Source organism: Cronobacter sakazakii (assembly GCF_000982825.1).
GTDB classification, from domain to species: Bacteria; Pseudomonadota; Gammaproteobacteria; order Enterobacterales; family Enterobacteriaceae; genus Cronobacter; species Cronobacter sakazakii.
On sequence record NZ_CP011047.1, the window covers coordinates 4,454,858 to 4,473,232 of the forward strand.

Genomic DNA, 18,375 nt, shown 5'->3' on the forward strand with positions numbered 1-18,375 from the left:
TTTCATTCTTTCATCTCTGTTAAAAACAATGATCGTCTTATTTGCCCACATATCAAATGTTGGGGTGATGAAATGAGCGATATCAAACATCAAAAACCCTCTCAGTCACAACTAATTTCTACCCGCGAGTTAGCTAATATTATTGGCTATGAAGTACAAACTATTCGAGCTTGGCTTTGCAAAGACAAACTGCCTAATGGTTTACCGCGACCGAAGAAAATTAAAAACCGACATTATTGGTCACGTAAAGACATTGATAGATACCTATTAACCTTCTCAGTATATAGTAACTAATAGAGGCCTCCCCCGGCTATTCTAAAGAATAGCCGGGTTAGTTAATACAAACCATCCATTAACAATGGGGGGAGATTAATACTATTTATCACATCTCACATTAACAAAATTCAAGGTCACATATGAAAAAACGCATCACTTTCAGCGTAAACAATAGTTCTACTATTGATGCAATTGACGACTATAGCAATGCAAAAGGATACTCCAGGTCAGAGGTGATATCATTTTTATTAAACGCCACAGTCCCAGCATTGAATAAAATAACATCGCAATATCATATAGCTCAAACTTTGGAGTCAACATTAGGCTGTATTTTTGAAGAGAAGGCCCCGTCAATAGCACGGGGGGAGCCAAAATTAACTTACGAAGAGTTTTTTCATTCCGTCTGGAACACTCACATTCGACACCGGAACGAGGTTATCGACCAGAATTTTTATGCACACAAAATATCTCATGATAAGATGGGGAAGAGTGAAAAAAAATTAATTCATGAAAAGCTCACATACATTATAAAAAGCTTCAATGTAAAAAAAGCAATTTTTATTTACACAGATCGGCGCGTGAACCACAAACATCTAATTGCAGGAGGGTTGTCAAATATCATACTGATAAAGGAAACAGTTTACGATGGTTGTTTTTTTGATTTGAGCAGCATTGTGATTATGCCAATCTTTGAACTTATTACATTTGGAATTGAAGAGGTATTGAAAAGAAATAAAATCCACCATAAACAATCATGCTATTGCTGGATACCAATTTATTACACAAATGATCTAGCGGTAATGGTCCCGGTGATTGCCGAAGGCGATACACCTCAAAAGGCGATGAAAGGAGGAGATGCCATCATTATTAACCCCTTTAACGGTGAAGTAAACCATACTTTCTGATACCAATGTTAAGCATAACCACTTAGTTGCATACATCTCGACAGTATGGAGTTAGTACCTAATAGCTTGATGAGGGTAAAAGATGCCTACTAACAAAGCAAAATCAAAGAAAATTCTAGGAAGGCCTGAAGGAAGTAAATATTACCATTTAATTCAGAGTGAGAAGGCTAAGAATTACTCTCAATCCAAGGTGGCAAAGATCTTAGGAATAAGTATTTCCACGGTAAAAAGACACTGGGATAACGGCATCTTTGGGTGATTATAATTGCAGAGTTGCTTTTTAAGTATTTTACTGCATGGGTAATGGGTTGATAACAAGTTTTATTGTTGGAAAGGTATTATATAACAGTCATTACTATTAATAGTTAATTAATATAACTAACCACAGACATTCAGCTATGTCTGATCATTTTACTGTATACGGCTATCATAAGCCGTAGGGCTAACTACAGGATCGAAGCATGGAATTATATCATGGTTCCCATGGTGAGCATGTGCTCGCCTATAAAAAACATATTGAACGAGTCGTCAATGATGCTATCAGTGAATTCCCTAGAACGATGGCGTTACGTGTTGATGTTCATTATCCACCCATTTTAGACAGAGGTGACACTGTTTGCTGTTTTCCTAATCTAGAGCCTGGTGCTATATCCCGTTTCCGTAATGCGTTAAATGCAATGCTGGAGGCCAATGAGAAAGCCAGAGCAGCTAACGGTAAACGAATTTATCCAAACCGTGTTCGTCACGTTTGGGTACGTGAGTTTTCCGAAGAAGGAAAATGCCACTTTCATCTTGGTCTTTTTTTTAATAAAGATGCTTATTACCATTTGGGTGATTATGAGACTGAAAGCAATTTACGAATGATGATTGTAAGAGCATGGTATAGCGCACTGGGATTGGAACTGGATGATTATCCGGGATTGGTTCACTACCCTGAAAATTGTCGTTATATATTAGACGTCAATGATTTTAACTTTGAAGGAGAATACAATAAATTACTGAATCGTCTCGACTACCTAGCTAAACTCGATACAAAAGCTTATGGAGATGGCGACCGTAGCTTCGGCTGCAGTCGCGGGTAATTTATTTTTTTCAGCAATGGCCTTTCTTATGGATGGAAAGGCCAGACCTTATATATCAAGACGATGGTGAGCGATAAAGTATTGTTTTCAAATAATCATCTGTTGCAGTAAACTCAGGGAGTTGGCCATTCATGGCCTGTGTTAGTGGAATAATCTTTGTCCTGACTCCCATCCCCTGAAATCAACGTAACCATAATCACGTAAGACTTCCATGATAATCGTATTACGTGGTGAACGCTGACCTGCAACCATCTTTTCAACCGACATCGAATTATTCAGCGCCCCTGGGCTAATAACTTCAAATCGATTGCTATACAAGCCAATCTCTATCTCAACAAAGCGTGTCCAGTCGCGATGAGCCAGTGCAGTCACTGCGAACTGTCGCTCAAGGCGATTCGGGATAACTATGTGTTCATGACCACCACGTTTATATCGGTGGGTAGGCTGCTGATAACTCACCAGACCCAGTTCTTTCATGAGCTTTCCGGCAAGCCAGCGTCCCATTTTAAAGCCTCTCAGGGTTGCCATAATCGCGATACTTCTTGCGCCAGCAGAACCATGACTGATGTTATGCAGCTCCAGAACCTGACTGCGTAACACAGCTCGCCTGCCATCTGGCTTTTCGAGGCTTTTTCCCCAGTATTTGTAGCTGCTGCGATGAACCCCGAACACGTGGCAAAGTGTGACCACAGGATACTGCGCTCTGAGTTTCCCGATTAACGAGAATTGTTCAGGGAGTCTGACATCAAGAGCGCGGTAGCCTTTTTTAATATGTCGTTTTCCATTTCAATGCGTTGTATTTTTTTCTTCAGCTCACGTATTTCAATCTGCTCCGGGGTTATAGGAAAGGCTTTAGGTATTTTGCCCTGTCGTTCATCCCGCAACTGCTTTACCCATCGCGTCATGGTAGAAAGGCCGACATCCATAGCACTGGCCGCAGCTGCAACGGTGTAGTTCTGATCAAGGACCAGTTGAGCGGATTCGCGTTTAAACTCTGCGCTGAAATTTCTTTTTTTCATTGAGGCACCTGTAATGTTCTGAGGTGAGCATATCACCTCTGTTCAGGTGGCCAAATTCAGTAAACCACTTCAATTCGATTGCGTTAGTGGTGTAGATAACCTTGCGGATCGCCTCCGAATACACGAAGAAGGTGGCAACATTCGGCCAGTTTGCCCGCCAGCTGCGACTTATCTGCGGGTACCGTGCATCCCATTCCTTCCCGAACGCATCCAGCGCCTGCAACGCGCCTTCTTCCGTGGCTGCGCGGTAAACCTGTTTCAGGTCACGGGTTACCGCTTTATAGTCTTTCCACGCCAAGAACCGCAGGCTGTTGCGTGCCATGTGTACTATGCACAACTGGATCTGCGTCTCCGGGTAGACGGCATTAATCGCTTCCGGGAAGCCTTTCAGGCCGTCCATACAGGCGATAAGGATATCGTTCAGCCCGCGATTTTTCAGTTCCGTCAGTACATTCAGCCAGAACTTTGCACCTTCATTTTCGGCCAGCCACATACCTGGCAGCTCTTTCTGACCATCAAGGTTAATACCCAGAGCCAGGAACACCGCTCTGTTGATAACCCGGCTGTCCTGCCGTACTTTCAGGACAATACAGTCAAGATAAACAATGGGATAAATCGCATCCAGAGGACGGTTTTGCCATTCTACAACCTGGTCGATTGCGGCATCGGTGACTTTCGATATCAGCGCCGGAGAGACGTCTGCATCGTACATTTCTTTGAAGACTGAGGTAATTTCGCGGGTAGTCATCCCTCTGGCATACAGCGCCAGGATCTGGTTGTCCATGCCGGTAATGCGGGTCTGATTTTTCTTCACCAGTTGTGGTTCGAAGGAACCATCACGATCACGTGGAGTACGTAATTCCATCGGCCCGTCGGTAGTGGTGACGGTTTTCGTGGAATAGCCATTACGGGAGTTGGTTCCCGATTTGGGCTGATTTTTTTCATGTCCCAGATGGTGAGTCAGTTCAGCGTTGAGAGCAGCCTCAACACTGATTTTCTTGAGCAGGCGATCGAACTGACTGAGATCTTCAGGGGTTTTGAGATTTTTGGCCAGTTCGTTAGCCAGAGCCTGCAATTGTTTGTCGTCCATAATTTAACCTTCATTTGATGTTGAATTGAACATATCAAAATCAGGCAATTACATAAATCTATGTACAGGCTCGCACCTGGGCTTGCCTGACTGACCGCAGGCCGGCGACGACAAGGTGGAAAAGTTCGGCGTGTGGCTCTGGCGGCAACGATCCCGCGAAGGGCGGACGGTGCTTGAGCTGTTGAACGTAAGCATGCGGGCAAACCGTCTTGCGCGACTATGCCGGATGCCACCTATGCGGCAGCAGCTCTGCAATCTCACTAGCTCGCTGCGTCGGCAACCGTCTCAGCACATCCTTGAGATAGGCATACGGATCGTGCCCATTATTACGGGCCGACTGGATCAAACTCATGATCGGAACAGCGCGCTTGAGCATGCGAACCCGCGCCGAGCATTTGAGAAGGCAACGGGATGAACGCTGTCTGGATAGCCGTGGTTTTCTGGGTAAGCAGGCGAATCCATTTGTGGACGAGGTTGGCATTGAGGCTGTAGCCCAAGGCGATGTTTGCGATGGAGGCACCGGGTTCAGAACACTCCTGAATGACCTGAGCCTTGAAAGATTTGCTGTAGGTACGGCGCTGAGGGCGCATGGAAAATCCGCTTGATGGGCCATGGCCTTCGGCGGCGGTGTCGGGAAGGTGTGTTGGCCGGACGGATACTGTTGAACTACGTTGTCTGGGGCAACGGAAGTGTTTCGGCCCGACTCTGGAACGCGATCCGCAGCGACGACTGGGCAATTCCGCACGTTGGCCTGAGCAGCCTCGGGGAAATCGTCGTCTGGGCGCGCCCAGACGAGTTTCCGCCAAGGAACATGCAGACAAGCAAGGGGCTGCGGGCACTCGGCTACAACGTGAGGATCGGTGTTTGATCGAGGCGCCTGTGGCACACGCAGGCTGACGAGCCAGGCGCTGTCCATTGCCTGATCAGGCCGCCCCCCTGTGCCTTGCCTGAGCAGTTGACCTGCATCAATGGGGCGGGAGAACGCTGTACATTCACTCTCGACTCTTGAAGTTTGTCATGGTAGGTCTAATATTACAAAGTATTGCAAGGATTTCCTTGGCCGGAACCGCAAAGCGACGCGATTGGAGAGGGTGAGATGAAAGCGCACCTACAGGTGATTTTCACGCTCGATGAATTGGCTGCGTACTTGAAAGTCGGCAAGCGGACGTTTTATCGGCTCGCCGCACACGGGGAAATTCCGGCTTTCAAGGTGGGCGGGACGTGGCGACTTCGTCAAAGTGAAATCGATCAGTGCATCAATGATCAGACCTGAGCCGGAGCAAAGAAGGAGGTGATGTGCAAGCGTGAACAGCAGAAGTCATCCGAGCAGCCCGTGTCGCCTGGGCGCACTGCCCGTCGCAGCAGGCAAAGGGCTTGAGTAACTCGTTTTCCAATTTTTCTGGAGGTATGACATGGACATCGATTTCAAGAAGTTGGCTCCCTGGAACTGGTTCAAGAACGAGCAGCAAGAGCAGCAGACCGCCTCTTCCCTGCCGGTGCAGCGCAATGACCTGCCAGCGGCGAGCGGGCCAGTCAGCCCGATCCTGCAACTGCATCGGGAAATCGACCGGCTGTTCGATGACGCATTCCGGGGCTTCGGTTTTCCGGCGTTGAACATGCCGCAGTGGCCATCCGATTGGTCGGGCATGCTGAAGCCGGCCCTGGACATCCAGGAAACCGACAAGCAGTACAAGATTACCCTGGAAGTGCCCGGTGTCGAGGAGAAGGACATCCAGATAACTCTCGACAACGACGTGCTGATGGTGCGTGGCGAGAAGCGCCAGGAACAGGAGAAGAAGGAAGGTGGCTTCCACCGTGTGGAGCGCTCCTACGGCAGCTTTCAGCGTGCCTTGAACCTGCCTGACGACGCCAACCAGGATTCGATCAAGGCATCGTTCAAGAACGGGGTGCTCACGGTCACGATCGACAAGCGCGAGGTCAGCGCGCCGAAGCAGGGACGCTCGATCCCGATCAACGGCTGACGTCGCCGGCTCGTTCGTCACAAGAAAAACCCGGCACGAGACGAGGAGTCGCGGCTCGCGATGCCTCGTCGCCTCAACCTTTTCAACCTTCTCAGGAGCATCAGCATGGCCAGAAAACAATGCCAGGTCTGCGGCCAACCCGCCACCGTGCGGGTGGAAGCCAATCTCAACGGTCGTAACAGCACCATGCTGTTGTGCGACGACCATTACCGGCAATTAGTGCGCCAGCAAAAGCGCACCGTTTCGCCGCTGGAAGCCTTGTTCGGCTCGCGCAGCGGCCTGTTCGAGGACTTCCTCGGCAGTGACTTCTTCCGCATCGGCGAAGACGCGACGCCAGTTGCCGCCGATACCGATGACGTGGTCGATGCCTCGTTTGGCGAGCCCGCCACCGCAGGTTCGGGTGCGCCGCGCCGTCGCGGCAGTGGGTTGGCCAGCCGCATCAGCGAACAGTCGGAAGCCTTGCTGCAGGAGGCCGCCAAACACGCTGCCGAATTTGGCCGCTCCGAGGTGGATACCGAACATCTGCTGCTGGCGCTGGCCGACAGCGACGTGGTCAAGACCATCCTGGGTCAGTTCAAGATCAAGGTCGATGACCTCAAGCGGCAGATCGAGTCTGAGGCCAAGCGCGGGGACAAGCCCTTCGAGGGCGAGATCGGCGTGTCGCCGCGCGTGAAGGATGCGCTCAGCCGCGCCTTCGTGGCCTCCAATGAACTCGGCCATTCTTATGTCGGTCCAGAGCATTTCCTGATCGGTCTGGCCGAGGAAGGCGAAGGGCTGGCCGCCAACCTGCTGCGCCGCTACGGCCTGACGCCGCAGGCGCTGCGCCAACAGGTCAGCAAGGTGGTCGGCAAGGGCGCCGAGGATGGCCGCGCTGAGACGCCGACCAACACGCCAGAACTCGACAAGTACTCGCGCGACCTGACCAAGATGGCGCGCGACGGCAAGCTCGACCCGGTGATCGGCCGCGCGCAGGAGATCGAAACCACCATCGAGGTGCTGGCCCGGCGCAAGAAGAACAACCCGGTGCTGATCGGCGAGCCGGGTGTGGGCAAGACCGCCATCGTCGAAGGGCTGGCGCAGCGCATGGTGGCGGGTGAAGTGCCCGAGACCTTGCGCGACAAGCGCCTGGTGGAACTCAACATCAACGCCATGGTGGCCGGCGCCAAATATCGCGGCGAGTTCGAGGAGCGCGTGCAGAAGGTGCTGAAGGAGGTGACCGAGCACCAGGGCGAGCTGATTTTGTTCATCGACGAGGTGCACACCATCGTCGGTGCCGGCCAGGGCGGTGGCGAAGGCGGGCTGGACGTGGCCAACGTGTTCAAACCGATGATGGCGCGCGGTGAACTCAACCTGATCGGCGCCACGACGCTGAACGAGTACCAGAAATACATCGAGAAGGATGCCGCACTGGAGCGGCGCTTCCAGCCGGTGACGGTGCCCGAGCCGACGGTGGCCCAGGCCATCATGATTCTGCGCGGCCTGCGCGACACCTTCGAGGCGCACCACAAGGTCAGCATCTCCGAGGACGCGATCATCGCGGCGGCCGAGTTGTCCGACCGCTACATCACGGCGCGCTTCCTGCCGGACAAGGCGATCGACCTGCTCGACCAGGCGGCCGCGCGCGTGAAGCTGTCGGCCACGGCCCGGCCGGTGGCCGTGCAGGAGCTGGAGTCCGAACTGCACCAGCTACGGCGTGAACAGGATTACGTGGCCGCGCGCAAGCAGTACGACCAGGCCGCCGAGCTCGGCAAGCGCATCGAAGCCAAGGAGGCCGAGCTCAAGAAGCTCGTCGAGGACTGGGAGCGGGAGCGGGCCTCCGGCAGTGCCGAGGTCAAGGCGGAACACGTGGCGCAGGTTGTCTCGCGCCTGACCGGCATCCCGGTCAACGAGTTGACGGTGGAAGAGCGCGAAAAGCTGCTGCACTTGGAACAACGGCTGCACGAGCGCCTGGTGGGACAAGACGAGGCGGTCCGTGCCGTGGCCGATGCCGTGCGGCTATCCCGCGCCGGCCTGCGCGAAGGCAGTAAACCGGTGGCTACCTTCCTGTTTCTGGGCCCGACCGGGGTGGGCAAGACCGAGCTCGCCAAGGCATTGGCCGAATCGATCTACGGCGATGAGCACGCCCTGTTGCGCATCGACATGTCGGAATATGGCGAACGCCATACCGTGGCGCGGCTGGTGGGCGCGCCTCCGGGCTATGTCGGTTACGACGAAGGCGGTCAGCTCACCGAGAAGGTGCGGCGCAAGCCCTACAGCGTGCTGCTGCTCGACGAGATCGAGAAGGCACACCCTGACGTCTACAACATCCTGCTGCAAGTGTTCGACGACGGTCGCCTCACCGACGGCAAGGGCCGGGTGGTGGATTTCACCAACACCATCATCATCGCCACGTCCAACCTGGGTTCGGACATCATCCAGCGACGGCTGAAGGCGCGTGAGGCGGCTGGCGAGGAGTACGAAAAGACCAAGGCCGAGGTCATGGACGTGCTGCGCGGCCACTTCCGGCCCGAGTTCCTCAACCGCATCGACGAGATCATCGTCTTCCATGCGCTGGGCAAGGAGGAGATCCGCCACATCGTCGGCCTGCAGCTCGATCGCGTGGCGCGCAGCGCCGCCAGCCAGGGCGTGACGCTCACTTTCGATCAGACGCTGATCGACCATTTCGCGGAAGAAGGCTACAAGCCCGAGTTCGGTGCGCGTGAACTCAAGCGCCTGATCCGCAGCGAGCTGGAAACTGCGCTGGCGCGCGAGATGCTCGGTGGCGGCATCGGCAAGGGCGATCACGCCAGCGCACGCTGGGACGACAAGGCCGAACGCGTGGTGTTCGAACGCAAAGAGCCACCGCAGACCCCGGCCGAGCCGGAGCAGCCGGATGTCGCGAAGGCGACCGAGACGCCGCACGGCGACGCTGGCAAAGGCTCGCGCAAGAAGAAGTCGGCGAGCGACGCATCTTGATGGCGGGCGAGGCTGCCGTGTCCGACTCCATCAGCCTGGCATGGGCAGCCTCCCTGGCATCGATCGCGGTGGCGGTCGTGGCCGCGGGTCACGCGGTCGTCTACAAGCGTGATCCGCGGTCGGCCACGCCGTGGGGGCTGCTCATCAGCGGCGGCACTGCCCTCCCGCTCGCTGGCCATCCGTTTGCGTGACGGTGCGGCCCGTCTGTTCACCTGATCCTCTGGCAACTCGACTTTCGAGGAACACGGTCCATGGAAAAAAAGAATCAATGGAATACCGGCTACTGGATCGTTGCCCTCCTGCTGTTGCTGAGTTTGCAGAGCTACTGGCAGACGGCGAAAACCGTCGAGCCGGTGCCCTACAGCGAGTTCGAGAAGGCGCTGGACGAGGGGCGCGTGGCCGAAGTGCTGGTGTCGGATCGTACGGTGACCGGGCGCCTGAAGTCGCCGGACAGCCGGGGCAAGACGACGATCGTGGCAACGAGGGTCGAACCCGATCTTGCCGATCGCCTGTCGAAGTACGACGTACCCTATGCCCGCGTGTTGGAGAGCACCTGGCTGAGCGATGTGCTGTCGTGGATCCTGCCAGCGGTATCCTTCTTTGGCGTCTGGTTCTTCCTGTTCCGCCGCTTCGCCGAGAAGCAGGGCATGGGCGGGTTTCTCAATATCGGTAAGAGCCGCGCCAAGGTGTTCGTGGAAAAGAACACCGGTGTGACGTTCGCCGATGTGGCGGGGGGGGGGGGATGAGGCCATGGCGGAGCTGGTCGCGATCGTCGATTTCCTGAAGAATCCGCAGGACTATGGCCGTCTCGGGGCGCGCATTCCCAAGGGCGTGTTGCTGGTCGGCCCACCGGGCACCGGCAAGACATTGCTGGCCAAGGCTGTTGCCGGGTGGCCGAATCGACCCAGGCGCGCATCGATCAGGCTATCCGCGACATCGTGATGGGCGTGTTCGAGCGCGCCTACCGGATTCTCGACATCAACCGCGCGGTGCTGGAGCGCTGTGCGCGCGAGCTGCTGGCGCGGGAAACGCTCGACGAAAGCGATATCCGTCAATTGACTCAAGGACTTGTTCGGAACTGAAAACAGTAGTAGCTGCCATTCAGAGTAAACCGACGGCTCTGTTCAGTGCGTCATCCAATTCGTCGGCATTGTTCAAGGAGAACCGATATGTCTGCATTGACTCCGTGGGACCCCTTCCGGGAACTGGATGAATTGCAAAACCGCCTGGCGACGATGTTCGGACGAATACCCCAGCGACAGGGCGCCCGTACCGGCAACGAAGCCAAGACCACGGCGGACTGGGCTCTAATGGCGGACATCAGCGAGGATGAGAACGCATTCCTCCTCAAGCTGGATCTGCCGGAGGTCCCCAGGGATGCCGTGCGCGTCAGCGCGGAAAACGGTGTGCTCACCATCAGCGGCGAGCGCAAACTGGAAAAAGAGGAGCAGGGCAAGAAGTTCCACCGCATCGAACGTGCCTATGGCCGCTTTGTGCGCAGCTTTGTCTTGCCTGACAACGTTGATCCGACCAAGGTGACGACTTCCATGAAAGACGGCGTGCTGGAAGTGCGGCTTGTCAAGGCCGAGCAAGACAAACCGAAACAGATTGAAATCTCAGTCAACTAACTTCAATCAGGAGCCCAAGATCATGAATATCAAACAGCCACAATACACCTTCTCCGCACTTGCCCTGGCGGTCGTCGTCGGACTGAGCGGACCGGCTCTGGCCCAATCGGCGGCAGGTTCTAGCCCAGGTGCTGCAGCACCCTCTGCCGCATCCAAGGCGGCACAGCCACAGGTAGATGACAAGGCCGCCCGGGAAGCCGATAAAAAGCGTGCCGAGCTCACTCAAGACGCCATCACGGCGCTCACCAAGACCCAGGAGGCTTTGACCCTCCTTGATGCAAACAAGACCAAGGAGGCGCTTGCTGCGCTGGAACTGGCCAGCGGAAAGCTGGAACTGGTATTGGCACGCGACGCCAAACTTGCTTTGGCGCCGGTCGATGTACGCGTCATCACCCACGATATCCACGCCAACGTGGAATCGGTAAAGAAAGCGGTCAAGTTGTCTCGGGAGTTGTTGAGTGATGGCGAGGTGCAAAAGGCCCGGCCCATCGTTGCCAATCTGGCCAGCGAAATCGTAATCGAAACCGACAACCTTCCGATGGCAACGTACCCGGCAGCGATCAAGTCGGCCGCACGGCTCATCGACAGCGGCAAGATCGACAACGCCAAAGCGGAACTCGCCCGAGCACTGAACACGCTGGTGGTGACCTCGGTCGCCTTTCCTCTGCCCGTGCTACGGGCCGAAGCCGCGATGGCAAAAGCTGAAAAGCTGGCCGAGACCGACAGGCGCGATGCCAGGCAGAACGAGGAGCTCAGCACCTTGCTGTCGTCCGTGCGCACGGAGATCGAGATGGCGCAGATCCTGGGTTATGGCAAGAAGGCGGACTTCAAACCCATCTTCGATCAGGTGAAGTCCATTGAGCAAAAGTCAGCTGGTGGCAAAAGCGGCAAGGGATGGTTCGACGAGTTGAAGACGCGCATCCAAAAGCTGTTTTGAGGTGATGAAGGGGCTGACTGCTCTGTCGGTCAGTCTCGCGATGTTCGCATTCAGCCCCAATAGATTCGCCTATTTTCACTATCTCATACGAGGCATATCACCATGAATGAGCAAACACCAAATCCCAATGCGACGAACGAAGGAAAAAACGAACAGGCCGCGGTAAGCAGCCTTCCTGTCAGTCCAGAGTCCAAGCCTGAAGTCGTCACGGAGGTACAGCCTGAGGTTCAGAAAGAAACGGACTCGCAGGCGGCAGACAAACGTAAACAAGTCCTCGATGAGGCAGTCTCGGCCTTGTCGCTGACCAAATCAGCGCTGGCCGCACTTGACGGCAAGGACACTGCACGCGCATTGGCAACGCTGGCCGAAGTGACGGGAAAGCTGGAGCTGATCGTCGCGCGCGAACCCACGCTCGCCCTGGCCGGCGTTGATGTGCGCACCATCGTGCACGACTTGTTCGCCAACACGGAAACCATTGAGGCGATGACCGACGAGGCGCTGGATGCCCTCAAACATGGCGAGGTGCAACAGGCTCGCCACATGCTGGCTTTGCTGGCCAGTGAAATCGTGATCACGGTCACCAGCATCCCTTTGGCGTCCTATCCCGCAGCCGTGAAGGCAGTCGTGCCGCTGATCGATCAGGGCAAGATCGAAGAAGCCAAAGCCGCGCTGCAGTCAGCGCTCAGCACGCTGGTCGAGGAGCGCAGCGTGCTTCCGCTGCCCGTCCTGCGTGCGAAGCTGCTCCTGAAGCGCGCCGAGCCCCTGGTAGAAGATGGTCAGCGCAGCGAAGCATCCAATGAGCGCCTGGAGACATTGTTGAACGAAGCCCGGCAGCAGTTGGAAATGGCAGAACTGCTGGGCTATGGAAAAAGGAAGGACTTTGAGCCCCTGTACGCTGAACTCAAGAAAATCAAGGAAAAGACGGGAGGGGGAGGCTGCGGAAAAGGCTGGCTCGATGAAGTCAAGGCAAAACTGTCCAGGTTGTTCTGAAACCGCTGGAGAGGGGGCGCATAGCGCCCCCTCTCTTGTCCCATGAGTGTTTGATTTTTTATTTTGTATAGATCTTTAGGAGATATTGCATGAACACAGACACCATCGCCAATTCCAATGCGGATGACCCCACCAAAGCACTGTGTTCGCTGAGCCAAAATTGGTGGCTTTTTGTGCTGCGCGGTGTCTTGGCATTGATTTTTGCAGCCCTCGCGTTCTGGATGCCACAATCGGCTCTGTTGGCCATGACCATCATGTTCGGCGCATTTTCCTTGGTCAATGGCGCGTTCAACTTGTTTGCAGCGGTGCGCCATATCCAGAAAAAAGAGCGCTGGGGCTGGCTGCTGTTCAGCGGCATTGTCGGCATACTTACGGGCGTCGTCGTCCTGGTTGCTCCTTGGGTCGCCACGATAGTCTTGGCTTCTTTTTTATGGGCTAGCGTGGGCTTCTGGGCGATTTTCACCGGTGTGCTGGAGATATCCGCCGCCGTTCGGCTGCGTCGGGAAATCAAGGGTGAAATCTGGCTTGCCCTCAGTGGACTGCTCTCGATTATCCTTGGTGCTATCGTCTTGTGGATATTTTTTACCCGTCCGGTCGAGTCATTCGTGGCCGCAGGCTGGCTGTTGGGTTTCCATGCGGCAGTCTATGGCGTCACGCTTTTGTTCTTGAGTTGGAGTCTTCGCAAAACGCGCCTGGGGTAAGAGCGTGCCAAACCAAAATCTATGGATATGAGCATCCTCGATTCATGCCTCCATAGAAATGACATCGAAGGAGTCATACATGCAGATACAATATAGCTATCGAGCTATCGACAAAGAGTTTCATGAACCTTGGCAGAGAGCTTTGGGAAATGTGATCGAGCACGCCCTCAAGCCATTGCTCGACAAACACACTAAAGATTCAGCGCGACTTCAAATCGTCCTTGATCGCGACAAGATCAAGCGGCAATTTCTGGCCAGTGGCTATATGCACCTGCCCGGCAAAAAGATTGTCAGCGTTACTGCATCACATGACGAGCTGACGCCCCTCGCGCAGATGCTCGCACAGTCGTTGTTCCGTCAGGCCAAGAAGCATTTTGACCGACTGCATGCTCAGGATCAAATCAAGCGCAAAGCACGACGCGAGCGCTTGCGCGAGCTCAAGGTGCGGATTGCCGCAAAACCCGCATCAGCCGCCCATGAGGCCGAGGTGACCCGAATGCCTCTACTGTCGAAACTTGAGGCTGTCGCAAGGCGTGAGCTGGCTTATCTGCGGGCCGTCGGCGATTTACCGCGCGATTATCCGACGCTGCGCGACGTGGTGGATGAAGCGATTGTCCGAGCTAAGGTGGAATGGCAATCCGTGCCGGGGGAAAAAGAGGCTTACACCGGTCTTTTGAAGCATCTGTTCGCCGTCCTGGATAACGAAGTGGCAAGCAGCCGGCAATTTGGCGAATTCGTTTCTCTGGACGCGCCGGTCGAACCGGATGCCCAAGACATGGCCGAGGCCATGGTGGAAGAGGAAATCTTCGAATTTTATCAGCACGATGACACACTCAAGCTGGCCGATATTTTCGCTGGCAGTCAGCATCCCGATGTCGCAACGATCGCGGAACAGGAGGAGCTGATTGATCGGTCGAGCGAGTTCGCTTTTGCATTTGACCTGCTGAAGGACATGCCGCGTTTGTGGCGGCGCATTTTTCTGCTTATCCGTGTGGACGGGCTGAATGCCAGCAGCGTCTCTGAAATCCTGCTGATTCCTAGTAAGGAAGATGCTGTCCGAAGGTGGCTCATGCAGGCCGAAGCATTCATCGCTGCTCATCTGGAAGAGGCCGGAGTAAGCAAAAACGGGAACGATTGGCTCCAAGGCGTTGATTGGTCGGCATTGTCTGTGACCCGAAGCGAGGCAGCCTCACTGTGGTCCAAGGAGGCGAACCATGAAGAATGAGCTTCACCTCGTCTGCCCGCATTGCCAGTCCATCAACCGCGTACCGACTGCGAAGCTATCGGAACATCCCAACTGTGGCCGCTGCCAGCAGCCCTTGTTCACGGGCGAGCCCATCGAGTTGACCACGGCGACGTTCTCGCGCCACGTGGAGCGCAGCGATCTGCCGCTGCTGGTCGATTTCTGGGCGCCATGGTGCGGGCCGTGCAAGATGATGGCGCCACAGTTCCAGCAAGCGGCACACCAGCTCGAACCGAGGATCCGGCTGGCGAAGGTGAATACCGAGGCTGAGCCCCACCTGGCCGCGCAGTTCGGTATCCGCAGCATCCCGACGCTCGCCCTGTTCCAGGGTGGGCGGGAGATCGCCCGTCAGGCCGGCGTGATGGGCGCGCAGGACATCGTGCGCTGGACGTCGACGCAAGTGGGACGCTGACCGATGCAGGGCTTGCTCGGCACTACGCTAATCCTGCTGGCGGCTTGCAGCCTGGCGGCGATGGCGACGGCGGCGTTCAGAGTGCCCGCCTTGCTGGGGTATCTCTCTGTCGGCGTTGTACTGGGCCCCTCAGTCATCGGCGTGATCGCGCCGGGGGAGACGCTGAGCTTTCTGTCCGAGCTGGGCGTGGCGCTGCTGTTGTTCATGATCGGACTGGAATTCTCCCTCGGAGACTTCTGGCTCGCCCGCAGGACGGTGCTGATGGCGGGCGCTCTGCAGATGATCGCCGTTGCCCCGCCGCTGATCCTGGTATTGATGTGGCTGGGGCAGCCCGGCCAGAGCGCCGCGCTGCTCGGCACTGCGGCGGCCATGTCGTCCACGGCGCTGGTCAGCCGACAACTGGCCGACCAAGGCGAGCTCACCACCCGCCACGGACGCAGTGCCATCGCCGTGCTGGTCTTTCAGGACCTGGCCAGCGTGCCCCTGCTGGCCTTGCTGGCGATCTGGGCGCGCGGCGAGTCGCCGAAGATCGAGCATGTGCTGCTCGAAGTATTCGGTGTGCTGCTGCTGTTCGCGGCAGCGGCCCTCGCCTCGCGCCGTCTGTTGCATGGCCTGCTGGGCTGGGTGGCGCGGCGGGGCCACGAGGAATCGTTCGTGCTCGTCTCCTTGTGCGTGGTGGTGGCTGCCGCCGCCGCTGCGCACGCGGTCGGCGTATCCGCCGCCCTGGGGGCCTTCCTCGCCGGGATGGTGCTGGGCGAGAGCGACTTCCGGCACCACATGGAAAGCCACCTCAGGCCGTTTCGCGATGTGTTGTCGGGCGTGTTCTTCGTGACCATCGGCCTGCAACTGGACGCAGCACAGATTCTTTCGGCACCGCTGGCGGTGCTGGCGTGGCTGGTGGTGCTGGTACCGGTCAAGATCCTGCTCAATACGCTGGCCTTGCGGGCGACGCGCCTGTCCGCCCTCGATGCCTGGCGCACGGGCATAGCGTTGGGGCACGGCGGCGAGTTCGCCCTGCTGTTGTTGGGCACGGTCTTGCAGCAGCATCTGATCCCCGCGACCGTCGTCCAACCCATGCTGGTCGCGCTGGTGCTCAGCATGGCCCTGGCACCGCTACTGATCCGCCATCACGATGTACTTGCCCGGTTCTTGAGCCGCACCGGCGGCGTCATTCAGCCACCCCAGGCTGAAGAAGTCGAGATCGCCGCGCAGACGACGCGATATCGAGACCATGTCATCGTTTGCGGCGCGGGCGAGCTTGGCCTGCCAGTCAGCGAGATTCTTCGCCACGCCGGCGTGGCGCATCTGCTGCTGGAGGCGGACGCGCAGAAGGTCGAGGCCGCGCGTGCCGCCGGCGCGCCGGTGTTCCATGGCGATGCCAGTCGGCCCGATACCTTGCTGGCTGCCGGCTTGACGCATGCGCACTTGGTGGTGCTGACGTTCGCCCATGCCCAGCAAGCGTTGCGCATCGCCCAGGCGATTGCCGAGCGCCGTCCGGCGCTAACCTTGTGGGTGTCATGCAGAAGTACGACCGCGGCCGATGCATTTCGCGCCATGCCTAACGTGCGCGTGTATCAGCAATCCTTTGCCGCAGCTATTGGGCTGGCGGAACAGGTGATGTCGACGCTTGGCATGTCGACCGAGTTGATTGAAGGACGCATCAGCGCAATGCGCCGCCGTCTCGACAGCAGCCGTTTTCCAGGGAGTTCATAGTCATGAAATCAAAACGCCTTAACCCATTTCAGGTCTTGCGTGACCAATTGGCCATCATGAGTTTTTACGAGCGCTTCGAGCAGGTCGTCGCGCTCGTGCTGTCGGCGGTGATCGCCGTCATCATCGTGGTGTCGCTGTTCCAGCTCATCTCCATCGTCTTCACGCTGCTGGTTCTCGATACCTTCAATCCCCTGGACCACAAGGTATTCCAGAGCGTGTTCGGCATGATCATGACGCTCTTGATCGCGATGGAGTTCAAGCATTCCATCGTGCGCGTGGCGCTGCGTCGGGACAGCATCATCCAGGTCAAGACGGTGGTCCTGATCGCGCTGATCGCACTCTCCCGCAAGTTCGTGATCCTCGACTCCGACGCGAGCCCCGCAAAGATAGCCGCGCTGGCAAGCGCCACGCTGGCTCTGGGTGCGACCTACTGGCTGCTGCGCAAGCGCGGCGACCGCGCCGCCGAGACCTCTGAGCATGACCCGTCATCATCCCAGTGATCCGCGCACGGCGCTCTTGCAACACCGCTGGCTCAACCGCCTGCAGACCGGGCTGTTGGTCCTGACCATGGTCGGGATCGCAGCCGCAGCAGGGAGACTGCCGTTTGGGGAAGGCTGCCTGTGGCTCGCGCTGTTTGCCGTTGCAGGTGCGTTGCTGCTGGAACCGGTAGCCGCGTCGGCGCTGAGCTTGCGCCTGTACCGCGTACGGGCCTTGCACCCGCAAGAAGCCCACGAGATGTGGGCCCTGTTGCGCGAGCTGCCCGCCCGTGCCGGTTTGCCCGCCACGCCGGTGCCGCACTATGTGCCCAGTGCCGTCGTCAACGCCTTCGCCACCGGATCGAAGCAGGAGGCATCGATCGCCCTCACCGATGGCCTGCTGCGCAGCCTGAGCCCACGCGAGCTGGCGGGTGTGCTCGTGCACGAGGTCGCGCACATCGCTAATGAGGATCTGCGTGTCATGGGGCTGGCGGATTCCAACAGTCGCCTCACGAGCCTACTGGCCCTTATGGGACAGATCGCGATCCTGCTCAGCCTGCCCGCGCAGCTGGTTGGCGCGGCGGAGGTCTATTGGCCTGGTCTATTGTTACTGGCCGCATCGCCCCAGCTGGCCCTGCTCGCACAGCTCGGCTTGTCTCGCGTGCGTGAGTTCGACGCTGACCGCCTTGCGGCGGAACTGACTGGCGACCCGCAGGGGCTGGCGTCCGCGCTGGCGAAAATCGAGCGGGTCAGGCGTGCCTGGCTATGGCCGGGATGGGGCAATCCCGAGCCCTCCTGCTTGCGCACGCGTCCGGCAACGCAAGAGCGCATCGCACGCCTGCTGACGTTGGCGCCTGGTCCAGCATCAGCGTTGCCACTCCGCGCGCCCCATTTTTTGCCGGAATCCGCTTTGGCGACGCGCCCACCGCGCTGGCGCCCGAGCGGGCTGTGGCGCTGATTGCCCAT

19 protein-coding genes and 4 pseudogenes are annotated in these 18,375 nt (G+C 56.9%); 18 read left to right on the forward strand and 5 right to left on the reverse strand.

Going from position 1 to position 18,375, the window contains the following annotated elements:
• Window positions 1-416 precede the first annotated feature (416 nt).
• Together CSK29544_RS21095 and CSK29544_RS23520 are read left to right on the forward strand one after the other, a co-directional pair.
• Entirely contained in the window at window positions 417-1,181 is a 765-nt protein-coding gene (locus CSK29544_RS21095; protein WP_016246899.1) for a YagM family protein, read from the forward strand.
• Window positions 1,182-1,642: 461 nt separating this feature from the next.
• Window positions 1,643-2,263: an inovirus Gp2 family protein gene (locus CSK29544_RS23520; RefSeq protein ID WP_071601457.1), complete on the forward strand. Its 621-nt coding sequence runs from the start codon at window positions 1,643-1,645 to the stop codon at window positions 2,261-2,263.
• Window positions 2,264-2,404: 141 nt separating this feature from the next.
• Here CSK29544_RS23520 and CSK29544_RS24015 read toward each other — a convergent pair.
• The 4 genes and pseudogenes from CSK29544_RS24015 to CSK29544_RS24440 all read right to left on the reverse strand — a co-directional run bounded on the left by CSK29544_RS24015 (window position 2,405) and on the right by CSK29544_RS24440 (window position 4,962).
• A pseudogene (locus CSK29544_RS24015) lies at window positions 2,405-3,282 on the reverse strand (transposase).
• Between the two features lie 73 nt (window positions 3,283-3,355).
• Window positions 3,356-4,372, reverse strand: a pseudogene (locus CSK29544_RS21110) (IS256 family transposase); the annotation flags it as partial.
• 217 nt (window positions 4,373-4,589) lie between these two features.
• Window positions 4,590-4,754 (reverse strand): annotated as a pseudogene (locus CSK29544_RS24435) (transposase domain-containing protein); the annotation flags it as partial.
• Window positions 4,699-4,962 carry a transposase gene (locus CSK29544_RS24440; protein WP_071605984.1) on the reverse strand — a complete coding sequence of 88 codons (264 nt, stop codon included), beginning with the start codon at window positions 4,960-4,962 and terminating at the stop codon, window positions 4,699-4,701. The gene CSK29544_RS24440 and the pseudogene CSK29544_RS24435, both read right to left, overlap by 56 nt.
• A 14-nt stretch (window positions 4,963-4,976) precedes the next feature.
• Between CSK29544_RS24440 and CSK29544_RS24445 the strand changes: the two genes are divergently transcribed.
• Window positions 4,977-5,240, forward strand: coding sequence for a hypothetical protein (locus tag CSK29544_RS24445; RefSeq protein ID WP_001295708.1), 264 nt, complete (start codon window positions 4,977-4,979; stop codon window positions 5,238-5,240).
• A 228-nt stretch (window positions 5,241-5,468) separates the two neighbouring features.
• On the forward strand, window positions 5,469-5,645 hold the full coding sequence (locus CSK29544_RS24775) for a helix-turn-helix domain-containing protein (protein ID WP_080601204.1): 177 nt from the start codon (window positions 5,469-5,471) through the stop codon (window positions 5,643-5,645).
• Here the strand turns inward: CSK29544_RS24775 and CSK29544_RS25005 are convergent.
• On the reverse strand, window positions 5,629-5,766 hold the full coding sequence (locus tag CSK29544_RS25005) for an ABC transporter substrate-binding protein (protein ID WP_074577435.1): 138 nt from the start codon (window positions 5,764-5,766) through the stop codon (window positions 5,629-5,631). The genes CSK29544_RS24775 and CSK29544_RS25005 overlap by 17 nt on opposite strands.
• Window positions 5,767-5,784: 18 nt before the next feature.
• On the opposite strand from CSK29544_RS25005, the gene hsp20 reads away from it, so the two are divergent.
• The 14 genes and pseudogenes from hsp20 (at window position 5,785) to CSK29544_RS21195 (ending at window position 18,367) form a co-directional block, all read left to right on the forward strand.
• Entirely contained in the window at window positions 5,785-6,354 is a 570-nt protein-coding gene (gene hsp20 / locus CSK29544_RS21130) for a small heat shock protein sHSP20 (RefSeq protein ID WP_000350436.1), read from the forward strand.
• Window positions 6,355-6,459: 105 nt separating this feature from the next.
• Window positions 6,460-9,309 carry a heat shock survival AAA family ATPase ClpK gene (gene clpK / locus CSK29544_RS21135; protein ID WP_029039047.1) on the forward strand — a complete coding sequence of 950 codons (2,850 nt, stop codon included), beginning with the start codon at window positions 6,460-6,462 and terminating at the stop codon, window positions 9,307-9,309.
• Window positions 9,309-9,500, forward strand: a complete 192-nt coding sequence (locus tag CSK29544_RS21140; RefSeq protein ID WP_017146640.1) for a hypothetical protein — start codon at window positions 9,309-9,311, stop codon at window positions 9,498-9,500. Before clpK ends, CSK29544_RS21140 begins: the two co-directional genes overlap by 1 nt.
• Window positions 9,501-9,560: 60 nt before the next feature.
• Window positions 9,561-10,200, forward strand: a pseudogene (locus CSK29544_RS21145) (ATP-dependent metallopeptidase FtsH/Yme1/Tma family protein); the annotation flags it as partial.
• Window positions 10,200-10,391 carry a hypothetical protein gene (locus tag CSK29544_RS24450; RefSeq protein ID WP_004118789.1) on the forward strand — a complete coding sequence of 64 codons (192 nt, stop codon included), beginning with the start codon at window positions 10,200-10,202 and terminating at the stop codon, window positions 10,389-10,391. The pseudogene CSK29544_RS21145 and the gene CSK29544_RS24450, both read left to right, overlap by 1 nt.
• A gap of 87 nt (window positions 10,392-10,478) precedes the next feature.
• On the forward strand, window positions 10,479-10,937 hold the full coding sequence (gene hsp20-GI / locus CSK29544_RS21155) for a small heat shock protein sHSP20-GI (protein ID WP_015065596.1): 459 nt from the start codon (window positions 10,479-10,481) through the stop codon (window positions 10,935-10,937).
• A gap of 22 nt (window positions 10,938-10,959) precedes the next feature.
• On the forward strand, window positions 10,960-11,874 hold the full coding sequence (gene yfdX1, locus CSK29544_RS21160; protein WP_015065597.1) for a heat resistance protein YfdX1: 915 nt from the start codon (window positions 10,960-10,962) through the stop codon (window positions 11,872-11,874).
• Window positions 11,875-11,976: 102 nt separating this feature from the next.
• On the forward strand, window positions 11,977-12,864 hold the full coding sequence (gene yfdX2 / locus CSK29544_RS21165; RefSeq protein WP_015065598.1) for a heat resistance protein YfdX2: 888 nt from the start codon (window positions 11,977-11,979) through the stop codon (window positions 12,862-12,864).
• 89 nt (window positions 12,865-12,953) lie between these two features.
• Complete coding sequence (gene hdeD-GI, locus CSK29544_RS21170; protein ID WP_001090779.1) at window positions 12,954-13,565, forward strand: heat resistance membrane protein HdeD-GI; 612 nt, start codon at window positions 12,954-12,956, stop codon at window positions 13,563-13,565.
• Between the two features lie 79 nt (window positions 13,566-13,644).
• Window positions 13,645-14,790 (forward strand): hypothetical protein, encoded by a 1,146-nt coding sequence (locus tag CSK29544_RS21175; protein WP_007780005.1) that lies wholly within the window; start codon window positions 13,645-13,647, stop codon window positions 14,788-14,790.
• On the forward strand, window positions 14,780-15,220 hold the full coding sequence (gene trx-GI, locus CSK29544_RS21180) for a heat resistance system thioredoxin Trx-GI (RefSeq protein WP_029039045.1): 441 nt from the start codon (window positions 14,780-14,782) through the stop codon (window positions 15,218-15,220). The genes CSK29544_RS21175 and trx-GI overlap by 11 nt, the downstream gene beginning before the upstream one ends.
• Before the next feature lie 3 nt (window positions 15,221-15,223).
• Complete coding sequence (kefB-GI, locus tag CSK29544_RS21185) at window positions 15,224-16,933, forward strand: heat resistance system K+/H+ antiporter KefB-GI (RefSeq protein WP_023899359.1); 1,710 nt, start codon at window positions 15,224-15,226, stop codon at window positions 16,931-16,933.
• A 2-nt stretch (window positions 16,934-16,935) separates the two neighbouring features.
• Window positions 16,936-17,433 carry a heat resistance protein PsiE-GI gene (gene psiE-GI / locus CSK29544_RS21190; protein WP_029039044.1) on the forward strand — a complete coding sequence of 166 codons (498 nt, stop codon included), beginning with the start codon at window positions 16,936-16,938 and terminating at the stop codon, window positions 17,431-17,433.
• The gene (locus CSK29544_RS21195; protein WP_029039043.1) at window positions 17,411-18,367 is read left to right on the forward strand and encodes a zinc metalloprotease HtpX; all 957 of its coding nucleotides are present in this window, start codon (window positions 17,411-17,413) and stop codon (window positions 18,365-18,367) included. Before psiE-GI ends, CSK29544_RS21195 begins: the two co-directional genes overlap by 23 nt.
• Window positions 18,368-18,375: the final 8 nt, after the last annotated feature.

What these genes read in the sequence shown, in the direction of transcription:
- CSK29544_RS21095 (WP_016246899.1), top strand. Translation starts at nt 417, where the DNA reads ATGAAAAAACGCATCACTTTCAGCGTAAACAATAGTTCTACTATTGAT.
- CSK29544_RS23520 (WP_071601457.1), top strand. Translation starts at nt 1,643, where the DNA reads ATGGAATTATATCATGGTTCCCATGGTGAGCATGTGCTCGCCTATAAA.
- CSK29544_RS24440 (WP_071605984.1), bottom strand. Translation starts at nt 4,962, where the DNA reads ATGCGCCCTCAGCGCCGTACCTACAGCAAATCTTTCAAGGCTCAGGTC.
- CSK29544_RS24445 (WP_001295708.1), top strand. Translation starts at nt 4,977, where the DNA reads ATGGGCCATGGCCTTCGGCGGCGGTGTCGGGAAGGTGTGTTGGCCGGA.
- CSK29544_RS24775 (WP_080601204.1), top strand. Translation starts at nt 5,469, where the DNA reads ATGAAAGCGCACCTACAGGTGATTTTCACGCTCGATGAATTGGCTGCG.
- hsp20 (WP_000350436.1), top strand. Translation starts at nt 5,785, where the DNA reads ATGGACATCGATTTCAAGAAGTTGGCTCCCTGGAACTGGTTCAAGAAC.
- clpK (WP_029039047.1), top strand. Translation starts at nt 6,460, where the DNA reads ATGGCCAGAAAACAATGCCAGGTCTGCGGCCAACCCGCCACCGTGCGG.
- CSK29544_RS21140 (WP_017146640.1), top strand. Translation starts at nt 9,309, where the DNA reads ATGGCGGGCGAGGCTGCCGTGTCCGACTCCATCAGCCTGGCATGGGCA.
- hsp20-GI (WP_015065596.1), top strand. Translation starts at nt 10,479, where the DNA reads ATGTCTGCATTGACTCCGTGGGACCCCTTCCGGGAACTGGATGAATTG.
- yfdX1 (WP_015065597.1), top strand. Translation starts at nt 10,960, where the DNA reads ATGAATATCAAACAGCCACAATACACCTTCTCCGCACTTGCCCTGGCG.
- yfdX2 (WP_015065598.1), top strand. Translation starts at nt 11,977, where the DNA reads ATGAATGAGCAAACACCAAATCCCAATGCGACGAACGAAGGAAAAAAC.
- hdeD-GI (WP_001090779.1), top strand. Translation starts at nt 12,954, where the DNA reads ATGAACACAGACACCATCGCCAATTCCAATGCGGATGACCCCACCAAA.
- CSK29544_RS21175 (WP_007780005.1), top strand. Translation starts at nt 13,645, where the DNA reads ATGCAGATACAATATAGCTATCGAGCTATCGACAAAGAGTTTCATGAA.
- trx-GI (WP_029039045.1), top strand. Translation starts at nt 14,780, where the DNA reads ATGAAGAATGAGCTTCACCTCGTCTGCCCGCATTGCCAGTCCATCAAC.
- kefB-GI (WP_023899359.1), top strand. Translation starts at nt 15,224, where the DNA reads ATGCAGGGCTTGCTCGGCACTACGCTAATCCTGCTGGCGGCTTGCAGC.
- psiE-GI (WP_029039044.1), top strand. Translation starts at nt 16,936, where the DNA reads ATGAAATCAAAACGCCTTAACCCATTTCAGGTCTTGCGTGACCAATTG.
- CSK29544_RS21195 (WP_029039043.1), top strand. Translation starts at nt 17,411, where the DNA reads ATGACCCGTCATCATCCCAGTGATCCGCGCACGGCGCTCTTGCAACAC.